Raw genomic sequence first — 17366 nt, 5'->3', positions numbered from 1 at the left:
GCGCAGCGGCCATGCAGACTGGCGACAAATCGGAAGGTCCATGAGAACCCGTGCGTACCTGATAAAGTGAGGCAAAATCAGCAATACGACGCATACCGGTGATACCGCCTGCGTGGGTAATAGTGGTGCGAATATAGTCGATCAGCTGTTCTTCAATAAGCTGCTTGCAGTCCCAGATACTGTTGAACACTTCCCCTACTGCAATCGGCGTGACCGTATGCTGGCGAATCAGGCGGAAGCACTCTTGGTTTTCAGCGGGGGTTGGGTCTTCCATCCAGAACAAACGGTATTGTTCAATGCTCTTACCAAAACGAGCCGCTTCAATTGGCGTCAGACGGTGATGCATGTCATGCAGAAGATGTTCATCAAAACCAAATTTGTTGCGGACGGCTTCAAACAATTTCGGTGTGAAATCGAGATATTTCTCCGTCGACCACAGCTGCTCTTCCGGCCACTGGCCTTTGGTCGCAGGTTCGTAGGCCAGGCCTTTACCTTTAGACATTCCGTAGGTGGTCTTCATTCCCGGTACACCACACTGCACACGGATCGCTTTAAATCCCATCTCTTTATGACGTGCGTAATCCTCCAGCACATCATCAATGGAATGACCCGTTGTGTGACAGTACACCATGACGCCTTCGCGTGATGCGCCCCCCAGCAACTGGTACAACGGCATATTCGCCGCCTTCGCTTTGATATCCCACAGGGCCATATCCACCGCAGAAATCGCCGACATCGTTACCGGGCCGCGGCGCCAGTAAGCCCCCTTGTAGAAAAACTGCCAGATATCCTCAATTCGATGCGCATCACGTCCAATTAGCTGTGGACACACATGATCTTTCAGGTAGGACGCCACGGATAATTCACGCCCGTTAAGCGTGGCATCCCCTAATCCAGTGATCCCATCGTCTGTCGTGATTTTCAGCGTGACAAAATTACGTCCTGGACAGGTAACAAAAACTTCAGCCCCGACAATCTTCATTTTTTAATCCTTACATCTCTTCTTGTGATGCAGGAAATTTACCCAACTGAACTACTACCATACAAGTATGAAGATCAAAAAAACGCTCACTGATCACAAAAAAGGCGCTATGCGCGCCCCCATCCGGCAACGATGATCAACATCCCGCACAGTGCTACTAACGCGCCGGACCAGTCGTACAGGCTCAGTTTTACGCCATCGACAATGCGTAACCAGAGCAGTGCAGTCACCACGTAGACACCACCATACGCGGCATATACCCGCCCGCTCGCCGCCGGATGTAGCGTCAGCAACCAGACGAACAGCGCTAATGACACCCCAGCAGGAACCAGCAACCAGGCCGTCGCCCCACGCTTAAGCCAGAGCCAGGGTAAAAAACAGCCAATGATTTCGCATAACGCGGTGACGAAGAAAAGTAATGTTGTCTTAAGCATTGAAGTAATTCAGTTACCTTCGGTTTAACCATGATACGACAGAATATGTCCAACGTATCCATATGCGCCCAGTGGGTATGCCCTGGCGCAGGAATAGTGTAGAATTTAACCCTGTTTTATCGTTTTTTTCCCTTTCTCATTAAAGGAATTCGCCATGAAAATTACACTGACCAAACGCCTGTGTCTGACGGCCATGCTGACGCTGGCGGCGGCCGTGTACACCTCTTCCGTATTTGCTGAAACCAGTAAACTGGTCATAGAGTCCGGGGACAGTGCGCAAAGTCGTCAACAGGCTGCAATGGAAAAGGAACAATGGAACGATACGCGTCAGTTGCGTCAGAAAGTCAACAAGCGTACAGAGAAAGAGTGGGACAAAGCCGACGCTGCTTTTGATAGCCGTGATAAATGCGAACAAAGCGCGAACCTGAATGCGTATTGGGAACCTAACACCCTGCGTTGTCTCGATCGCCGCACTGGGCGCACCGTTGCCCCATAATCATTGTGCTCACTAGAAGATATTGAAAGGATACGATATGGCAAGCGCCCTCAGTGTAAAGCTGCGCCCGCTGGAGCGTGAAGATTTACGTTTCGTCCATCAGCTTGATAACAACGCCAGCGTCATGCGCTACTGGTTTGAAGAACCTTACGAAGCGTTTGTTGAGCTGTCAGACCTGTATGACAAACACATTCACGACCAAAGTGAACGCCGTTTTGTGGTCGAGTGTGACGGTGAGAAAGCCGGGCTGGTGGAGCTGGTTGAAATAAACCATGTGCACCGCCGGGCTGAATTTCAGATCATCATTTCCCCGGATTACCAGGGAAAAGGTCTGGCAACGCGCGCGGCAAAGCTGGCGATGGATTACGGTTTTACCGTGCTTAATTTATATAAGCTGTATCTGATCGTTGATAAAGAGAACGAAAAAGCCATTCACATCTACCGCAAACTTGGCTTTATGGTCGAAGGTGAATTGATTCATGAGTTCTTTATTAACGGCCAATATCGTAACACCATTCGCATGTGTATCTTCCAACAGCAATATCTGGCCGATCACAAAACACCGGGTTCCAACCTGTTACAACCTACCGCTCAGTAAAAACGGTTAGTAGTAATCAATGGTGTTTTCAATCGAGTAATGATGCTCAACTGCCGGCTTTACGCTTTCGTCAACGATAACCAGCTGGCAGTTGACCGGATTAGCATACGAATCATACTCACAGGTTTGTTTGACGTTACCTAAAGGATGATCGTTCAGCATGCTTACTGCCGTGTAATCCAGTTTTTTCAATGGATCGGCTGACGGTTTAGCCTCAACCTGCAGCGTATTGTCCTTACTGACGGTGGTTTTGCCGAGCGGGTAGCCTTCCGCATCATACCGGTACTGCACCTTCATTTCTTTTCCCGTGGCGGACACAACAAAACCGTTATCGTCGGTATCCCACACTACGCCCGCAGAAGGCAGTTCCGCCAGTTGGCATTTCCCCTGTAAACGGATCCGTTTTTCCATCGTTTCGGCATCCCGATAGAAGTTCGCATCCAGCACTAACGCCATACCCGTATTATTTTCGACATCATGCAATTCCAGCGTATCAAAACAACCTTCCTGCGAGAGCGTACCTGTGACGCGCTTAGTCACTTCGCCTTTGTCGTTGAGCAGTGTCTGACTAAAATCTTTCACCGGGCCACGCAGCGGATCAAAATCAAATTCATTGGAGAAGCTGGCCATTTCCGGCGTAAAGGACACCAGCCCTTTGGCGTTATCACACCCAACCAACACGATACACAGGAAACCTAACAGGGTCTGTTTCTTCACATTTTTCACCGGGATAAGAAGATAATTCTCAATCATATTAGCAAATACAGTTATTTACACCAGAAATGCTAATCTTAGTTTATGTCGATCACGAAAGGAGTTGATGATGAAATACATAGCAGGAATTGCCGCGAGCTTATTACTGGTCGCTTCCCCGCAGATCCTGGCGGCACCCGCGTCATGTGAGCGCGTGAAGAGTGATATCGAGCAGCGCATTATTAATAATGGTGTCGCGGAATCCAGTTTCACGTTGAATATTGTTCCTAATGACCAGGCCGATCAGCCTGATTCACTGGTGGTCGGTCATTGTGCCAATGATACGCACAAGATCCTCTATACCCGAACTAACAGCGGTAACGCACCCGCAAACAGTAGCCCTTCTCAGGACGGTCACGTGGCTGAACCGCAATAAATTTTTACCCTCCGTTCGCGGAGGGTCACTCCTGTTTGATATGCATTAATAAGATTTACCTATAAATAGGTAGACTCAACTTCATTGTTAGCAAGCTAGTTATTTCGTTATAAAACAATATATATAACGAAAATTACAATGGAGTGGGTTATGTCTGAAGATGAGCAATATGGAGGTATTAGCCGCAGGACGTTAGTGAAATCCTCGGCTATAGGTTCACTGGCACTTGCTGCCGGAGGCCTGTCACTACCCTTTGGTATTCGTGCCGCTGCTGCTGCAGTACAGCAATCAGTGCAACCTGTTGAAGATAAAGCTGTCTGGAGTTCCTGTACGGTTAACTGCGGCAGCCGTTGCCTTTTACGTCTGCATGTGAAAGATGATGCAGTCTACTGGGTTGAATCTGACACGACCGGCGATGATACCTACGGTAACCACCAGGTTCGCGCCTGCTTGCGTGGTCGTTCGATTCGCCGTCGTATGAACCACCCTGACCGCCTCAAATACCCGATGAAACGCGTTGGCAAACGCGGTGAAGGTAAATTTGAGCGTATCAGTTGGGATGAAGCGCTGGATACCGTAGCCGGAAATCTGAAACGTATTTTGCATGATTACGGTAATGAAGCCGTTCACGTTCTTTATGGTACCGGTGTGGATGGCGGTAATATCACGAACTCCAACGTCCCCTACCGTTTGATGAATTCCTGTGGTGGCTATCTAAGCCGTTACGGGAGTTACAGCACCGCACAAATCAGCGCCGCCATGGGATACATGTTTGGTGCTAACGACGGTAACAGCCCCGACGATATCGCCAACACAAAACTGGTTGTGATGTTTGGTAATAACCCAGCCGAAACGCGTATGAGCGGCGGTGGCGTAACATGGTATGTCGAGCAGGCACGTGAGCGGTCAAATGCCAGAATGATCGTTATCGATCCACGCTACAACGACACCGCCGCAGGTCGTGAAGATGAATGGTTGCCTATTCGCCCTGGGACGGATGCTGCACTGGCCGCCGCTATCGCCTGGGTGCTGATCACAGAAGATCTGATTGATAAACCTTTCCTTGATAAATACTGCATCGGCTACGATGAAACCACTCTCCCCGCCAGCGCACCGCGTAATGCGCACTACAAGGCCTATATATTAGGTGACGGTCCGGACGGAATTGCCAAAACACCGCAATGGGCATCTCAGATTACCAGCATCCCTGCAGACAAAATCATCCAGTTAGCGCGTGAAATAGGTTCGGCAAAACCAGCTTACATCTGTCAGGGCTGGGGACCGCAACGCCATTCCAACGGTGAACAGACAGCCCGAGCAATCACCATGCTCTCTGTTTTGACAGGAAACGTGGGAATTAACGGCGGTAACTCCGGTATGCGTGAAGGGACCTGGGATCTGGGCGTTGAATGGTTCTCCATGTTAGAGAACCCGGTCAAAACACAGATATCGGTGTTCACCTGGACGGATGCTATCGATCATGGCGCAGAAATGACAGCCACCCGCGACGGTGTCCGTGGCAAAGATAAACTGGATGTGCCTATCAAGTTTATCTGGTGCTATGCCAGTAACACGCTCATCAACCAGCATGGCAATATTGCTCATACTCATGACGTTTTACAGGATGACAGTAAGTGCGAAATGATTGTCGGCATTGAGCACTTTATGACCGCATCGGCGAAGTACTGCGACATCCTGCTGCCGGATCTGATGCCTACTGAACAGGAAGATCTCATCTCACATGAGTCCGCCGGGAATATGGGCTATGTGATCCTCGGACAACCCGCTACCACACCTAAATTTGAACGAAAACCCATCTACTGGATGTTAAGTGAAGTCGCTAAACGCCTGGGCCCGGACGTCTATCAAAAATTCACGGAAGGCCGCACCCAACACGAGTGGGTGAAATATCTGCATGCCAAAACCAAAGAACGTAACCCGGAAATGCCGGATTACGAAGAGATGAAAACGACCGGTATTTTCAAGAAAAAATGCCCGGAAGAACACTATGTTGCCTTCCGTTCATTCCGCGAAGATCCTGCGGCAAACCCGTTGAAAACGCCATCAGGGAAAATTGAGATTTACTCTGAAAGACTGGCCACCATTGCCGAGACATGGGAACTCAAGCAAGACGAGATTGTGCATCCGCTACCGGCTTATGCGCCAGGCTTTGACGGCTGGGACGACCCCAAACGCAAAACGTATCCGCTACAGCTCACCGGGTTCCACTATAAGGCGCGAACTCACTCAAGCTACGGCAACATTGATGTTTTACAACAGGCATGCCCGCAGGAAATCTGGATTAACCCCGTCGATGCTCGTTCACGTGGTATTCATCACGGCGATACGGTACGGGTGTTTAACAGCAATGGTCAGATGCTGATCGCTGCGAAAGTCACACCGCGTATTTTGCCCGGCGTGACAGCCATCGGCCAAGGCGCATGGCTCAATGCTGATATGTTTGGTGACCAGATCGATCACGGTGGTTCTATTAACATTCTCACGTCACATCGTCCTTCTCCGTTAGCGAAGGGGAATCCATCCCACAGTAATCTCGTTCAGGTTGAAAAGGCGTAAGGTGTAACCCATGACGACTCAATACGGATTTTTTATCGACTCCGCCCGTTGCACCGGTTGCAAAACTTGCGAACTGGCCTGCAAAGACTTCAAAAATTTAACGCCTGACGTCAGTTTCCGCCGTATTTACGAATACGCCGGCGGTGACTGGCAGGAAGATAACGGTGTCTGGCACCAGAACGTTTTCGCCTACTACCTATCCATTGCGTGCAACCACTGTGAAGACCCGGCCTGTACCAAGGTGTGTCCAAGCGGCGCGATGCACAAACGTGAAGATGGTTTTGTGGTCGTGGATGAAGACGTGTGCATTGGCTGTCGCTATTGCCACATGGCCTGCCCGTATGGCGCGCCGCAATACAATGCCGCCAAAGGACACATGACCAAGTGCGATGGCTGTCATGAACGCGTTGCTGAGGGTAAGAAACCCATCTGTGTCGAATCCTGCCCGTTGCGTGCGCTGGACTTCGGCCCGATAGAGGAACTGCGTAAAAAACACGGCACCCTGGCCGCGGTTGCGCCGCTCCCTGGCGCGCACTTTACCAAACCGAGCATCGTCATCAAACCAAATGCCAATAGCCGCCCGACCGGGGATACCACGGGTTATCTGGCTAATCCGAAGGAGGTCTAAAATGGGAAGTGGATGGCATGAATGGCCGCTGGTACTGTTCACGGTTCTGGGCCAATGCGTGGCAGGCGCGCTAATCGTCAGTGGGCTGGGTTGGGTTGCCGCCAAAGACGATGTTGTAAGGCAGCGCATTGTTCGCAGTATGTTTTTTCTTTGGCTGGTAATGGGAATCGCATTCCTGGCCTCGGTTATGCATTTGGGGTCTCCGTTACGCGCATTTAACTCACTGAACAGAGTCGGTGAATCAGCGCTAAGTAATGAAATCGCCAGCGGTTCGCTGTTTTTTGCCGTCGGTGGTTTATGGTGGCTGGTCGCTTTTCTCGGTAAAATGCCTGCTGCATTAGGTAAAATATGGCTGCTGGTAAGCATGTTGCTGGGCGTGGTGTTTGTCTGGGCTATGACCAACGTTTACCAGATAGATACCGTACCGACCTGGTATAATGGTTACACTACGGTGGCCTTTTTCATGACCATGCTTCTGAGCGGGCCACTCTTTGCCGCCCTGCTGTTGCGTGCTGCTGGTGTTCCTTTTAATGCCAACGTGTTCGCGGGAATAAGCGTGCTGGCGTTACTGGTGAGTGCAGGTGTGATTGTCCTGCAGGGACTTTCCCTCGGCACAATCCACAGTTCGGTGCAATTCGCCAATGCGCTGGTACCTGACTACGGCCGCTTACAGGTGTGGCGCATCGTCTTGCTGGCCGCAGGTCTTGGGTGCTGGATATGCCCGCTTATCCGCCGTAAAAACCCGCATGCCGCTGGGCTGGCGTTAGGTTTAATTTTAGTCCTGGCCGGTGAAATCATTGGTCGTGGTTTGTTTTATGGTTTGCATATGACAGTCGGAATGGCTGTTGCAGGTTAACTCTCGGGTGCGGGGCAACCCGCACTGTTCAGGATTGTTTGCATGACCCATTTTTCACAATGTGACAACTTTTCAACCGCAGCGCGCGTTCTGGGCGCGTTGTTCTTCTATGCGCCAGATAGCGCTGAAGCATCTGCGATGGTCAGTGCGTTAAAAGCTGATGGCTGGCAAGCACAGTGGCCGCTGCCGGAAGCTACGTTGTCGCCACTGGCTGCACAAATGCAGACAGATAGCGATGAAACGCTCCCACAAGCCTGGCAACGTTTGTTTATCGGCCCCTACGCTTTGCCATCCCCGCCCTGGGGTTCGGTCTGGCTGGATCGCGAAAACGTGTTGTTTGGTGATTCCACGCTGGCATTACGTCAATGGATGCGCGACAACGGCATTCAGTTTGCGCTGCAACAGAATGAGCCAGAAGATCACTTTGGTTCGCTGTTACTGCTAACCGCCTGGCTTGCCGAAAATGGCCGCCACACCGAATGTGAGCAATTGCTGGCCTGGCATCTACTGCCGTGGTCGGCTCGCTTTCTCGATGTTTTTATCGAGAAGGCGGACCATCCGTTCTACCAGGGGTTGGGTAAACTGGCACGCCTGACGCTGGCACAATGGCAGTCGCAGTTATTAGTTCCGGTGGCAGATAAACCATTGTTCCGTTAATGTCACCCACGGGCAGGACTGTTCCTGCCCATTTCCCGCTGAGTTTCGCACGCTGAGCTTTTGCTTCTGCGGCTAATTACCCGCAAAATAAGCCGTCTGAATATTCCTGTCTGGCAACCCATGCATCGTTTACATGCTTATCCTGACCTACGCACTCTGTTTCGGCGTCTGCTGATCGCCGTGATGATTGGTATCCTTGCAGCCCTGGCCGTTGCAGGATTTCGTCATGCGATGCAATTGCTTGAATGGCTGTTCCTGAGTAACGATACGGGAAGTCTGGTCAATGCCGCGACAAATCTGCCGCCGTTCAGACGCATGCTGACACCTGCGCTCGGTGGTCTGGCGGCAGGACTCTTGCTCTGGGGCTGGCAAAAATTTAATCGTTTACGCCCACAGGCCCCCACAGATTATATGGAAGCCCTGCAGACTGACGGGCAGTTCGACGTCAGCGCAAGTCTGGTGAAATCACTGGCCTCTTTGGTCGTCGTGGCGAGCGGTAGCGCCATTGGTCGTGAAGGAGCAATGATTTTATTGGCCGCATTGGCGGCCTCATGCTTCGCACAACGCTTCACACCGCGTTCGGAATGGAAATTATGGATTGCCTGCGGGGCTGCTGCTGGTATGGCCGGTGCGTATCACGCTCCGTTGGCGGGTAGCTTATTTATTGCCGAAGTGCTGTTTGGCACGTTGATCCTCGCCTCATTAGGGCCGGTGGTTGTCTCCGCCGTCGTCGCATTGTTAACCACCAATGCGCTTAGCGACAGCAACGCGCTACTGTATACCGTTCATCTGACACGTGAACTGCATGTGCTTGAATATGTGATGATTATCAGCACGGGTCTGTTAGCCGGTCTCTGCGGACCTCTTTTTATGTGGCTTATGACCACCAGCCACAACGGCTTTTTGCGCTTAAAACTCGCACCACCAGGCCAGTTAGCCCTGGGCGGGTTGATCGTTGGCCTGTTGTCGCTACTCACACCTGCGGTCTGGGGCAACGGCTACAGCGTGGTACAGTCGTATTTACTCTCTCCGCCTTTGCTCGCCGTCATCAGCGGAATTTTCATTTGCAAATTGCTGGCCGTACTCGCCAGTAGCGGTTCAGGAGCCCCCGGCGGCGTGTTTACACCAACGTTGTTCGTCGGTTTGTCGATCGGTATGTTACTGGGTCGGGTATGGGGGTTCTGGCTTCCGGGGGCGGATGAAATAGCGGTACTGTTGGGCTTAACAGGAATGGCCACACTGCTGGCGGCGACGACCCATGCCCCCATTATGTCGACATTGATGGTCTGTGAAATGACCGGGGAGTATCGACTGCTCCCCGGCCTGTTGATTGCTTGCGTCGTGTCGTCAGTGCTGTCGCGAACGTTACGCCATGACTCTATCTACAGACAACACGCTGCCGAGCATTGACAGACGAATATACTGAGAAAGCTCGCGCTGCTCGGCACGTGGCAAATAAGGCAATTCACCCATCAACGGTGCCGGTAATTTTTTGCTTAGCACGTCGATGATTTCGGCATAATGCGCCAATCCGGGGTTAATACGGTTCGCTACCCAGCCAATCAACGGCAGCCCGTCACTGGCAATCGCCTGTGCGGTGAGAATGGCATGGTTAATACAGCCTTCCTGAATGCCCACCACCATCAGAACCGGGAGTTGCTCCTGTACTACCCACTCCGATAACGGACGCAGATCGTTCATCAGACTACGCCAGCCACCTGTACCTTCAACAACAACGTGATCAACCTTCTCACTCAGGCTTGCAAGTCCATTGGATAACAGGGTGTAGTTAACCGGACCACTATGCGCCACGCTGCTTTCGTCTTCGCTCAGCGCGATAGGGTTAATCGCCTCGTACGGCAGTTCGATGGATGACACACTTTGCAGCACCAGTGCATCTTTATTGCGCATACCCTCCGGGGTCTCTTTGCTGCCTTTGGCGACGGGTTTGTAACCCGCCACACGTTTACCCCCTGACGCCAACGCTTGTAGTAATGCGCGGGAAACCACGGTCTTCCCAACAGAAGTGTCTGTACCTGTAATAAAGAAACGCTTCAGCATCACTAACTCCACCGTATGCTCTGAAAATATAAGTCAGGAAAATAAAACAGTGGAGAAAGTCTAAAGTATGACGGCCAGAACCAGCTTGAGATAGCGCAATTTTTCGTACAACAGTTAAAAAATGTTAACCCTGTAATAGACGAATCAACAAAGAACCGTTATACATCGCGTCTTTAACGAGAGCGGCCCCCGCCATCGTCCCCTGATTAGAAAATTGCGTACTTTCGACAACAATGTGCTGGCTGTAGGCCGGAAGCGCCTGTTGACGAATGCTGTCAGCAATCGTCGGGAACAAAATGTCAGCAGCTTTACTGAGTGGAGATCCTATCAATATCTTTTGCGGGTTGAACAAATTCACCATGATGGCCAGGATACGACCGACATGTGTCCCAACGCCGTTAATAATATCTTTCGCCAATAAATCGCCCTGCATGGCCGCCTGACACAGTGCGTCTACCGTCAACGGTTGTCCGTGCAGAGAGGAGCTCATTGACTGCTTCAGTCGCACCTGCGCCAGTTCCAGCACGCTGTCGACGCTGGCGATCGTTTCCAGACACCCATGATTACCGCAGTAGCACCGTTTGCCGTAAGGGTCCACCTGCGTATGACCTATTTCGACCAGGCTGCTGCTGCCTGCATGCAGTAAATGACCATCAGTGATCACCCCTGCACCCACGTTGTGATCGATGACTACCTGAATAACATCACGCGCCCCGCGTGATGCACCAAACAGCGCCTCGGCCATGGTCCATGCGCTGATATCGTGCTGAATGTATACCGGCACGCCGGTATGCCGCTCCAGCGTTTCGCCGAGCGGCATCTCTTTGACGTCATCATAGAACGGCATACGATGTACGATACCGTTCTCTGTATCAATAATGCCGGGTAAGGTAATCGCGATGGAAGTTAGGCGTTCGAGTTTTTGCTGGTGACGAATAAAAAACTGATCGACTTGCGCAACAACCCGTTCCAGTAACGATGTCTCGCTGACCAGCGCCATTTCAAGACAATCCTCGACCACCAGTTTGCTGCTCAGATCGCGCAGCGCCAGGAAAATCTCGCCACGACTAATACGAATAGAAAGGTAATGCCAGGCTTCTGTTTCGACAACCAGCCCAACCGCCGGACGTCCGCGGTTACCGGCTTCTTTTATTTCCAGCTCCTGCACCAAATGCGCTTCCAGCATTTCTCGGACAATTTTGGTAATACTGGCAGGCGCCAATTGTGCCAGGCGAGAGAGATCAATACGCGATACCGGTCCCAGCTGATCAATCAGACGATAAACCGCGCCCGCATTGGTCTGCTTAATTTGATCGATATGCCCAGGCTGACTATCAGCAACCACCACTTACTCCCTTTATTTTCGCGCTCCGAAATAATCTGTAGACTATGGTGAAGCACTTCAATGGTTTCCGTCAACTTTTTGCTTAGCCTTGTGATTTACTGCACATTTTCGACCATTTTTAAACTAAATTAACCGCGCTGCACTGCAGCTAAAAGCTGCTGGCGAAAACGCTGCGCTGCGTGGCTTTGTTCATGATGCTTCGGCCACACCAACCACATTTCGGAGACCGCATCGTCTTCGGCAATAGGGATCCAACACATTTCATACAATTGCACCCGTTTAAAAGAGGCGGGCAAAATGGAAACCCCCAACCCTGCGGCCACCAGTCCAATGATGGTCATCGCCTCACCGACCTCCTGGGCGATGGTTGGTTTCAGATCATAACGGCGCATCAGGCCGAGAATATCGTCATACAACCCCGTTCCAACATGCGGATCAAAAAAGACAAACGGCTCGTTTGCCAACTCCGCCAGCGTCACCACCGGCTTTTGCGCCAGAGGATGTGCGCGTGGGATCATCGCCATCAGCGGCTCATGCAAAATGACCTCCCGCGCCAGCGTGTCCGGTAGTTGCGTATTGCGCAGGAGCCCTAAATCCAGTGTTCCCTCGTTGAGCGGGGCAATTTGCTCGCGCGTATTCATTTCACGGGTTTGCATATGCACCGCAGGATAGCATTGGCGAAAAAGAGACAGCGTATCGGACACGGCCTTAATAAACGGGGCTGATGACGTAAAACCGATGCGCAGTTCTCCCGACTCCCCCAGGTGTAATCGCTCAGCACGGGCGGCAGCCTCATTTACCAGACCCAGGATTTGCCGACTGTCCGCCAGAAACTGTTTTCCGGCAGCGGTAAGCGCCACGCTGCGGTTAGTCCGCGCCAGTAGCCGTGCACCCACCTGCTGCTCAAGAATCTGAATCTGCTGGCTCAACGGAGGTTGCGAAATATTCAGTCGTGCCGCTGCACGACCAAAATGCAGCTCTTCCGCAACTGCCACAAAGTAACGTAAATGACGCAGTTCGATATTCATATCTTTAAAATATTATTTGAGATTATTAATATATTAGACAGAATATTGTGATTTTCATACTCTTAAGGCTGGTCCTGTAGACGTAATTGGATGAGCAAGGATTTCAAGTGAGCCGTACAACAACTGTCGATACCGCGCCAACAAGCGATGTTGATGAACAGATAGTTACCCCGCCGGATGGTTTTATCAAACGCGGAACATCCCCATTTATGCGCGTCACGCTGGCGCTGTTTTCCGCCGGACTGGCGACTTTTGCCCTCCTCTATTGCGTACAACCCATACTGCCTGTGCTTTCGCACGAGTTTGGTGTCTCTCCTGCCAGCAGTAGTATTTCGCTCTCCATTTCAACAGCGATGCTGGCGATAGGGTTACTGTTTACCGGCCCACTTTCAGATGCTATTGGCCGCAAGCCGGTGATGGTTACCGCGCTGCTGCTCGCCTCTTGTTGTACGCTCCTTTCAACAATGATGACCAGTTGGCACGGTATTTTAATCATGCGTGCGCTGATCGGACTGTCACTGAGCGGCGTGGCGGCCGTGGGAATGACCTATTTGAGTGAGGAAATTCACCCAAGTTTTGTTGCATTTTCAATGGGCTTATACATCAGCGGAAACTCGATTGGTGGTATGAGTGGTCGTTTGATTAGCGGCGTGTTTACTGACTTTTTTAACTGGCGAACCGCGCTGGCGGCTATTGGCTGCTTTGCCCTCGCCTCCGCGCTAATGTTCTGGAAGATCTTACCGGAATCACGGCACTTCAGACCGACATCGTTACGGCCTAAAACGTTATTTATCAACTTCCGTTTGCACTGGCGTGACAGAGGACTTCCACTGTTGTTCGCAGAAGGGTTCTTGCTGATGGGGTCGTTTGTCACACTGTTTAACTACATCGGCTACCGTCTGATGCTGTCTCCCTGGGCGCTGAGCCAGGCTGTCGTCGGTTTGTTGTCTGTGGCTTATCTTACCGGCACCTGGAGCTCACCAAAAGCCGGTTCCATGACCACCCGTTATGGGCGCGGCCCGGTAATGTTGTTCTCGACAGGCGTGATGTTGTTCGGACTAATAATGACTCTGTTTACCTCGTTATGGCTGATTTTTGCCGGTATGTTGCTCTTTTCAGCCGGCTTTTTTGCGGCGCATTCCGTGGCAAGTAGTTGGATCGGGCCGCGAGCCAAACGCGCTAAAGGCCAGGCCTCTTCACTGTACCTGTTCAGCTATTACCTGGGCTCAAGCATTGCCGGTACACTAGGGGGTGTTTTCTGGCATAGCTATGGCTGGAACGGCGTGGGCGGGTTTATCGCACTGATGCTGGTGCTGGCGCTATTGGTTGGTGCCCGATTGCACCACCGTCTGCACGCATAATCAATGATGCCCGAAAACCGGGCATCATAAACGTCTCACGATAACATAAACGTCTGGGCGCTAATCTGCAGAGCAATTACCGTACCGTTCATCAAAATATGTAGCAAAATCGGCATCAGTAAACCGTTACTTTTCAGCCTCGCCAGGATCAAAACCTGGGACACAATAAACAACATCAATAACGTTCTCAGATCCACATACTGTGTATGCATCACGGCGAAAATAGACGACACCACCACTGACGACAATCTTGTTTTATTATTGAACCAGTACTGAAAGGCATTGAACAGGCAGCCCCTGAAGATGATTTCTTCATACACGGGTGCAATAAATATCAGCGTTACACTGGATAACCAAAGCGCGTAGCTGTTCAGTGAGACCTGGCTTGTCACCCATTCTTCGGTCTTTCTGATCCCCAATACCCAGGGCAGGACCAGCTGCACAATCAGCAGCGCAACAAACAATATGGCAAACCACCTGGCGTTGAATGTTCCTTTGCCGAGACCGTCTCTTTTTCTAAAGAAAACGTAATACAACGGCACCAGAACGACGAATTCCAGTGTAAACAGCAGCGGGAAAAGTAATCCTTTTGCGAGCAAGTCGTGACTGTCAGGGAAAAATAATGGGGAAAATGTGAGGCCGAACATCAACAAAAACATAGAGAAACAGCCAGCCACCGCTTTTGTCCTTGCGATATATTCGTTACTGACTTCCTGTTGCACATCAGCTCCTTGGATAAAATGAAATGTTCTCGTTATCTGAACAATACACAACCATGATAAAAAGTATCATTATCATTTACAAGCTACCAAAATTCCCATGGCTATGATGAATGGGTTAATTTGCGAAATCGCGTTAGACTCTGAAATCTGGTCCAACAGAACGAGAACAAAAAATGAGTAACAGCGATAATTACCATCAACTCACCCGTACGTTCCAGCGCCTCTCTCGCTTCTCCCACCTCTCGGCAATAGCCAGTTGGGACATGTTTACCATGATGCCGCCTGGCGGTAGCAAAGCCCGGGGTGAAGCGCTGGCTGAACTGAGCGTGCTTGAACATCAACTGTTAACCGGTGCCAATGTGGCAAAGTGGATCGCCGCCGCACAGCAGGAAGACCTGAACGATGTCGAGCAGGCCAATCTGCGCGAAATGTCACGGCTACATCATCAAGCGTCCTTGCTACCCGAATCACTGGTAGAAGCGAAATCACTGGCGGGCAGTCGTTGCGAACATGCCTGGCGCAGCCAACGCCCGGCCAATGACTGGGAAGGGTTTGCTGAAAACCTGAAAGAGGTGGTTAAGTACAGCCGCGAAGAAGCCCGACTGCGTGCAGAAGCGAAAGGATGTTCGCCCTACGACGCATTACTGGATGTCTTTGAACCAGAGATGACCAGCGCCCGGCTGGATATTCTCTTTGCCGACATCAAGAGCTGGCTACCCGAATTGCTCAATAAGGTAGTGGCAAAACAATCACAACAATCGCTTATAGCCCCCACAGGTCCCTTCCCGACTGCAGTTCAGCGTGAGCTGGGCCTTGAAACCATGGCTCAGTTAGGTTTTGATTTTACCGCGGGACGCCTGGACATCAGTGCACATCCGTTCTGCGGCGGCGTACCGCAAGATGTTCGGATTACCACCCGCTACGATGAAAACGAACTGCTCAGCGCGTTATTTGGCGTCATTCATGAGACAGGTCATGCGCGTTATGAGCAAAATCTACCTCAGAACTGGTCAGGACAACCTATTGCCCTGGCACGATCAACCGCCATCCATGAATCTCAGAGCCTGTTCTTTGAAATGCAATTAGGCCGCAGCCCGGCGTTTCTGAAACGGTTAATTCCCGCAGTAACCCGACATTTTGGCAATCAACCCGCCTTTGAGGAAAGCAATTTCATCGCCTGGAACCAGCAGGTCAAACCGGGCTATATCCGCGTTGACGCCGACGAGGTTAGCTATCCTGCTCACGTGATCCTGCGTTATGAAATCGAGCGCGCGTTGATTAACGGCGACATTGAGGTCGATGATATTCCTGCCTTGTGGAATGAAAAAATGCAGGCCTGGTTAGGGCTCTCTACGATCGGGAACTACCGTAACGGCTGTATGCAGGATATCCACTGGACCGATGGCGGTTTTGGCTACTTCCCTTCGTACACATTGGGGGCGATGTATGCAGCCCAGCTTTTCAGTGCAGCTAACCGTGCCTTGCCAGGTTTAAACCACGCCATTGCGCAAGGAGATTTTAGCGCCTTGTTTGACTGGTTGCGCCAGAATATCTGGCAACATGGCAGTCGTTTCACGACCGAGCAGCTCATTACCCAGGCAACCGGAGAGCCGCTGAGCAGCCGCTATTTCCGCGCCCATCTGGAAGCCCGCTATCTGTAATCGTAAACCGTGAGTCATTGTACAAACGGTTACACGTCGAAACCAATGACTCACGGAAGCCCAGAGATTACAGCGATATAGTTATTTCAACGGCCCCGCAGTGGGGTTGAATGAAAAACCAAATCGAGGGTATGAGAATGAAAAAAGTATTAGCTCTGGTTGTTGCCGCTGCTATGGGTCTGTCTTCCGCTGCATTTGCTGCTGAAACAACTGCTACTACCGCTCCGACTGCTGCTGCGACCACGAAAGCCGCACCGGCAAAAACCACTCATCATAAAAAACAGCACAAAGCAGCTCCGCAGAAAGCGCAGGCTGCCAAAAAGCACGCTAAAAAATCCGCAGCTACACCGGCTGTAGAGCAGAAAGCTCAGGCTGCGAAGAAACACACCAAAAAAGCAGCAACCAAGCCAGCTGCAGAGCAGAAAGCTCAGGCTGCCAAAAAACACACCAAAAAAGCAGCAACTAAACCAGCTGCAACCAAACCAGCCGCAGAGCAGAAAGCTCAGGCCGCTAAAAAACACACCAAAAAAGCAGTAAAACACGAAACCGCTAAACCAGCTGCTCAACCGGCTGCATAAAACATCTGTAGTAACCATGGCATCCCCCATGCCATAGCATACGGCGCTAAATCAGTCTGATTTAGCGCCGCCTTTCGGAGGGTAAAATGGTGTCACATTACCGCTTTGAGTTCATTCTTATTACCCTGATAATTTGCGCTCTTATTGCCATGCATTTTTATCTTTCCTGAGTGTAGTTATCTGATTTTACTCCCACTTTCCCGCCGTCCCGTCTATAGTATTAACTGAGGGTTTGCTGTTAATAATCATAATT

The 17366-nt window shown here is 51.1% G+C and carries 19 protein-coding genes; 12 read left to right on the top strand and 7 right to left on the bottom strand.

Annotated elements, in window-relative coordinates; all coding sequences use genetic code 11:
* Positions 1-982 (bottom strand): D-mannonate dehydratase ManD (manD, locus tag EHN13_RS16840; RefSeq protein WP_148085786.1); only part of this gene is annotated, 982 nt, incomplete at its 3' end.
* Between the two features lie 107 nt (positions 983-1089).
* Positions 1090-1416, bottom strand: a complete 327-nt coding sequence (locus EHN13_RS16835; protein WP_005121149.1) for a YnfA family protein — start codon at positions 1414-1416, stop codon at positions 1090-1092.
* A 154-nt stretch (positions 1417-1570) separates the two neighbouring features.
* Here EHN13_RS16835 and EHN13_RS16830 point away from each other — a divergent pair, with 154 nt between their 5' ends.
* The gene (locus tag EHN13_RS16830) at positions 1571-1912 is read left to right on the top strand and encodes a DUF1283 family protein (protein WP_048211710.1); all 342 of its coding nucleotides are present in this window, start codon (positions 1571-1573) and stop codon (positions 1910-1912) included.
* 37 nt (positions 1913-1949) lie between these two features.
* Positions 1950-2510 carry a spermidine N1-acetyltransferase gene (gene speG, locus EHN13_RS16825; RefSeq protein WP_101743063.1) on the top strand — a complete coding sequence of 187 codons (561 nt, stop codon included), beginning with the start codon at positions 1950-1952 and terminating at the stop codon, positions 2508-2510.
* 6 nt (positions 2511-2516) lie between these two features.
* On the opposite strand, the gene EHN13_RS16820 is transcribed toward speG, so the two are convergent.
* Positions 2517-3227: a YnfC family lipoprotein gene (locus tag EHN13_RS16820; RefSeq protein ID WP_082193773.1), complete on the bottom strand. Its 711-nt coding sequence runs from the start codon at positions 3225-3227 to the stop codon at positions 2517-2519.
* Between the two features lie 103 nt (positions 3228-3330).
* Between EHN13_RS16820 and EHN13_RS16815 the strand changes: the two genes are divergently transcribed.
* From EHN13_RS16815 to clcB, 6 genes are all read left to right on the top strand, one after another.
* Positions 3331-3639, top strand: a complete 309-nt coding sequence (locus EHN13_RS16815) for a DUF1161 domain-containing protein (RefSeq protein WP_086523673.1) — start codon at positions 3331-3333, stop codon at positions 3637-3639.
* Between the two features lie 150 nt (positions 3640-3789).
* The gene (ynfF, locus tag EHN13_RS16810; RefSeq protein ID WP_233471411.1) at positions 3790-6216 is read left to right on the top strand and encodes a selenate/tellurate reductase subunit YnfF; all 2427 of its coding nucleotides are present in this window, start codon (positions 3790-3792) and stop codon (positions 6214-6216) included.
* 10 nt (positions 6217-6226) lie between these two features.
* On the top strand, positions 6227-6844 hold the full coding sequence (locus EHN13_RS16805) for a DMSO/selenate family reductase complex B subunit (RefSeq protein WP_048211714.1): 618 nt from the start codon (positions 6227-6229) through the stop codon (positions 6842-6844).
* A gap of 1 nt (position 6845) precedes the next feature.
* The gene (locus tag EHN13_RS16800; RefSeq protein WP_048211715.1) at positions 6846-7700 is read left to right on the top strand and encodes a dimethyl sulfoxide reductase anchor subunit family protein; all 855 of its coding nucleotides are present in this window, start codon (positions 6846-6848) and stop codon (positions 7698-7700) included.
* A 42-nt stretch (positions 7701-7742) separates the two neighbouring features.
* Positions 7743-8357, top strand: a complete 615-nt coding sequence (dmsD, locus tag EHN13_RS16795) for a Tat proofreading chaperone DmsD (RefSeq protein WP_116361219.1) — start codon at positions 7743-7745, stop codon at positions 8355-8357.
* A 120-nt stretch (positions 8358-8477) separates the two neighbouring features.
* Entirely contained in the window at positions 8478-9767 is a 1290-nt protein-coding gene (gene clcB / locus EHN13_RS16790) for a voltage-gated ClC-type chloride channel ClcB (RefSeq protein ID WP_124021770.1), read from the top strand.
* Here the strand turns inward: clcB and bioD are convergent.
* The 3 genes from bioD to EHN13_RS16775 form a co-directional block, all read right to left on the bottom strand.
* Positions 9723-10418, bottom strand: coding sequence for a dethiobiotin synthase (gene bioD / locus EHN13_RS16785; protein WP_005121161.1), 696 nt, complete (start codon positions 10416-10418; stop codon positions 9723-9725). The genes clcB and bioD overlap by 45 nt on opposite strands.
* Positions 10419-10542: 124 nt before the next feature.
* Positions 10543-11763, bottom strand: coding sequence for a sugar metabolism global transcriptional regulator Mlc (gene mlc, locus EHN13_RS16780; protein ID WP_048212588.1), 1221 nt, complete (start codon positions 11761-11763; stop codon positions 10543-10545).
* Between the two features lie 128 nt (positions 11764-11891).
* The gene (locus EHN13_RS16775; protein WP_048211718.1) at positions 11892-12791 is read right to left on the bottom strand and encodes a LysR family transcriptional regulator; all 900 of its coding nucleotides are present in this window, start codon (positions 12789-12791) and stop codon (positions 11892-11894) included.
* Positions 12792-12898: 107 nt separating this feature from the next.
* Here EHN13_RS16775 and EHN13_RS16770 point away from each other — a divergent pair, with 107 nt between their 5' ends.
* Positions 12899-14152, top strand: a complete 1254-nt coding sequence (locus EHN13_RS16770) for an MFS transporter (RefSeq protein ID WP_124021769.1) — start codon at positions 12899-12901, stop codon at positions 14150-14152.
* A 35-nt stretch (positions 14153-14187) separates the two neighbouring features.
* On the opposite strand, the gene EHN13_RS16765 is transcribed toward EHN13_RS16770, so the two are convergent.
* The gene (locus tag EHN13_RS16765; RefSeq protein WP_124021768.1) at positions 14188-14874 is read right to left on the bottom strand and encodes a CPBP family intramembrane glutamic endopeptidase; all 687 of its coding nucleotides are present in this window, start codon (positions 14872-14874) and stop codon (positions 14188-14190) included.
* A 173-nt stretch (positions 14875-15047) separates the two neighbouring features.
* On the opposite strand from EHN13_RS16765, the gene EHN13_RS16760 reads away from it, so the two are divergent.
* The 3 genes from EHN13_RS16760 to ydgU all read left to right on the top strand — a co-directional run bounded on the left by EHN13_RS16760 (position 15048) and on the right by ydgU (position 17283).
* Positions 15048-16535 (top strand): carboxypeptidase M32, encoded by a 1488-nt coding sequence (locus EHN13_RS16760; RefSeq protein ID WP_124021767.1) that lies wholly within the window; start codon positions 15048-15050, stop codon positions 16533-16535.
* A gap of 137 nt (positions 16536-16672) precedes the next feature.
* Complete coding sequence (asr, locus tag EHN13_RS16755) at positions 16673-17113, top strand: acid resistance repetitive basic protein Asr (RefSeq protein ID WP_124021772.1); 441 nt, start codon at positions 16673-16675, stop codon at positions 17111-17113.
* An 86-nt stretch (positions 17114-17199) separates the two neighbouring features.
* On the top strand, positions 17200-17283 hold the full coding sequence (gene ydgU / locus EHN13_RS24635; protein ID WP_049259791.1) for a small membrane protein YdgU: 84 nt from the start codon (positions 17200-17202) through the stop codon (positions 17281-17283).
* Positions 17284-17366 lie beyond the last annotated feature (83 nt).

It is taken from the genome of Citrobacter youngae, assembly GCF_003818115.1.
In the GTDB taxonomy this organism is placed as follows: Bacteria; Pseudomonadota; Gammaproteobacteria; order Enterobacterales; family Enterobacteriaceae; genus Citrobacter; species Citrobacter youngae.
Note: the sequence above shows the minus strand (reverse complement) of the source record. Positions and strands in the feature narration are given on the sequence as shown.

Coding starts and splice junctions, on each gene's coding strand:
- EHN13_RS16830 (WP_048211710.1), top strand. CDS start 1,571: ATGAAAATTACACTGACCAAACGCCTGTGTCTGACGGCCATGCTGACG.
- bioD (WP_005121161.1), bottom strand. CDS start 10,418: ATGCTGAAGCGTTTCTTTATTACAGGTACAGACACTTCTGTTGGGAAG.
- speG (WP_101743063.1), top strand. CDS start 1,950: ATGGCAAGCGCCCTCAGTGTAAAGCTGCGCCCGCTGGAGCGTGAAGAT.
- dmsD (WP_116361219.1), top strand. CDS start 7,743: ATGACCCATTTTTCACAATGTGACAACTTTTCAACCGCAGCGCGCGTT.
- ynfF (WP_233471411.1), top strand. CDS start 3,790: ATGTCTGAAGATGAGCAATATGGAGGTATTAGCCGCAGGACGTTAGTG.
- asr (WP_124021772.1), top strand. CDS start 16,673: ATGAAAAAAGTATTAGCTCTGGTTGTTGCCGCTGCTATGGGTCTGTCT.
- EHN13_RS16805 (WP_048211714.1), top strand. CDS start 6,227: ATGACGACTCAATACGGATTTTTTATCGACTCCGCCCGTTGCACCGGT.
- EHN13_RS16815 (WP_086523673.1), top strand. CDS start 3,331: ATGATGAAATACATAGCAGGAATTGCCGCGAGCTTATTACTGGTCGCT.
- EHN13_RS16775 (WP_048211718.1), bottom strand. CDS start 12,791: ATGAATATCGAACTGCGTCATTTACGTTACTTTGTGGCAGTTGCGGAA.
- clcB (WP_124021770.1), top strand. CDS start 8,478: ATGCATCGTTTACATGCTTATCCTGACCTACGCACTCTGTTTCGGCGT.
- EHN13_RS16835 (WP_005121149.1), bottom strand. CDS start 1,416: ATGCTTAAGACAACATTACTTTTCTTCGTCACCGCGTTATGCGAAATC.
- ydgU (WP_049259791.1), top strand. CDS start 17,200: ATGGTGTCACATTACCGCTTTGAGTTCATTCTTATTACCCTGATAATT.
- EHN13_RS16800 (WP_048211715.1), top strand. CDS start 6,846: ATGGGAAGTGGATGGCATGAATGGCCGCTGGTACTGTTCACGGTTCTG.
- EHN13_RS16760 (WP_124021767.1), top strand. CDS start 15,048: ATGAGTAACAGCGATAATTACCATCAACTCACCCGTACGTTCCAGCGC.